This window comes from Bacteroides rodentium JCM 16496, from assembly GCF_000614125.1.
GTDB classification, from domain to species: domain Bacteria; phylum Bacteroidota; class Bacteroidia; order Bacteroidales; family Bacteroidaceae; genus Bacteroides; species Bacteroides rodentium.
Window position 1 is genome coordinate 1 of record NZ_BAKJ01000128.1, and the last position, 1,711, is coordinate 1,711.

General features: G+C 35.8%; 4 protein-coding genes. 1 reads left to right on the top strand and 3 read right to left on the bottom strand.

Features of this window, described 5'->3' with window-relative positions; genetic code table 11:
• Positions 1 to 189 (top strand): hypothetical protein (locus JCM16496_RS23145; RefSeq protein WP_209441655.1); only part of this gene is annotated, 189 nt, incomplete at its 5' end.
• A gap of 143 nt (positions 190 to 332) precedes the next feature.
• Here JCM16496_RS23145 and JCM16496_RS21000 read toward each other — a convergent pair.
• From JCM16496_RS21000 to JCM16496_RS24475, 3 genes are all read right to left on the bottom strand, one after another.
• Positions 333 to 881, bottom strand: a complete 549-nt coding sequence (locus JCM16496_RS21000; RefSeq protein ID WP_244440533.1) for a hypothetical protein — start codon at positions 879 to 881, stop codon at positions 333 to 335.
• Entirely contained in the window at positions 871 to 1,374 is a 504-nt protein-coding gene (locus JCM16496_RS24470) for a hypothetical protein (protein WP_244440534.1), read from the bottom strand. Before JCM16496_RS24470 ends, JCM16496_RS21000 begins: the two co-directional genes overlap by 11 nt.
• A gap of 23 nt (positions 1,375 to 1,397) precedes the next feature.
• Positions 1,398 to 1,711, bottom strand: a 314-nt coding sequence (locus JCM16496_RS24475; RefSeq protein ID WP_244440535.1) for an RHS repeat-associated core domain-containing protein, incomplete at its 5' end; no start/stop codon positions are given.

Consider the following 1,711-nt stretch of genomic DNA (forward strand, 5'->3'; position numbering starts at 1 on the left):
TTGGGGCAAATTGCCGTTCGCATCATAAATGTATTCGTTCGCCTGCTTCACGCCGTCCTACATGAAGCTGACATGGTCAGCAAGGTCGTAGACATATTCTGTATAGTCCGAACTCCCGGCTCCCGGAAGCCACTTCTTGGAACAGCGGTCGAAACCGTCGTACTTGTTGCGATAGGAAAAGGTGCCTGAATATTCAGAAGCGTCAGATGGACAGAAACGTAGATTCCTTGCTTACATCCGAGGATATAAGCAAGGAATCATTCAGTTTATCGAATCAGAGATTCGGGGATTTAGAAACAATGAAGGAAGAACATCTACTGAAACAGAATATTTTATCTTACAAAAAAACGTCCAAATGTAAAATACCACTCTTCAGAAGATGTATTATTCGTTTTTTGCCAATTTCCTTCAGTGGATAAAAGTATTTTCTTTATTAACTTATCGTAGTTATACTTAGAGTTATTATATCCCGCCCTTTTCACAATTCTTATTTCTCTAATTTTAAGTTTCTTGTCAAAAAGAATAGTATATAGACAAGAAGCATTCTGTTCATCACCTTTATAATACTTCCAATAAAGACTATCTTGGTAATTCTTTAATGATTCGTATCCACCAATATAAGAAATGTCCGTTGAGACTTCTCGTAATTGTTCCCTAAAATAATAGGAAGTATAGCTTTCAGAAGATCTTGCAGTATCCAGCGTCCATTCAAAAACTGGCAAATTAGTCTCAACTTCAAAAAAGATAGTCTTGTTTATCTCCTTTGTATAAGCACTTTTATCACTTGAATATGTTATAGTTTCTTTCACCAACTTGTTTTGTCCGTATAACAATGGTGGAAACATAATAAGCATAAAAAACATTTTTAGTTTAATAGTCATATCCTAATCTTTTTGACATTATATCAGCTCTTCTATTGTATACAAAATTATCGACTCCCGGTTGTCCACGACTAAACGGCATGTTTCTTAAATACAAAATAACATGTCCAAATTCATGTGCAATCCCAACTGTTCTATGGTTCAATGTACCATTCTTGTTAACTATAACCTGTATATGATTATTAGTTGAACTTTTACCGGAAGCTAAATTCCTGTCGGGTACTAATGTCTGTCCTAAATTCCCTTGAATATGCTTGCCAAAAGGAATACCCATTTTTGAATAATCTTCTTTTTGATGAACGGGTATTCCGCTATCATCATCATCATAAGGAATATCAAAAAATTCTTCTATAGTTTTCCCATTCATCTGATATGTATTCTTATCTGATAATGACAGCTCTACCATTTTTTCACTACTGGCAATCTCAAATAAATCTTTCAGAAAAAAGTCATTACTACTATTAGCTTGTTTTTCAATAGAAGTTGGATCCAATATGCCATTATTAAATCGCATTTTTATGTGCTGCCCCTCCTGCAAACCATTATAAATGGCTTCAATAGCTCCGGAGTTACAATGAGTAAACTATCTCCATTAATATCAATAGTATTGATCGGATTATTCGCACCATACTGATATGGTGAGAGTGAGTGATACTTCTCAGCAAACCTGTCGTTCGTTGTAAACCGTCCCAACGCAGCATCATAATGACGTGCCCCGTAGTCATACCAGTTCAAGCCTTTCTTCGTGTCATACTCCTTACCATTATACTTGTAAGGCTGGACATTCGTAGTACTTGCAAAGACACCGCCGAAAGGATAATAGTGGTTAG

Coding starts and splice junctions, on each gene's coding strand:
- JCM16496_RS21000 (WP_244440533.1), bottom strand. CDS start 881: ATGACTATTAAACTAAAAATGTTTTTTATGCTTATTATGTTTCCACCA.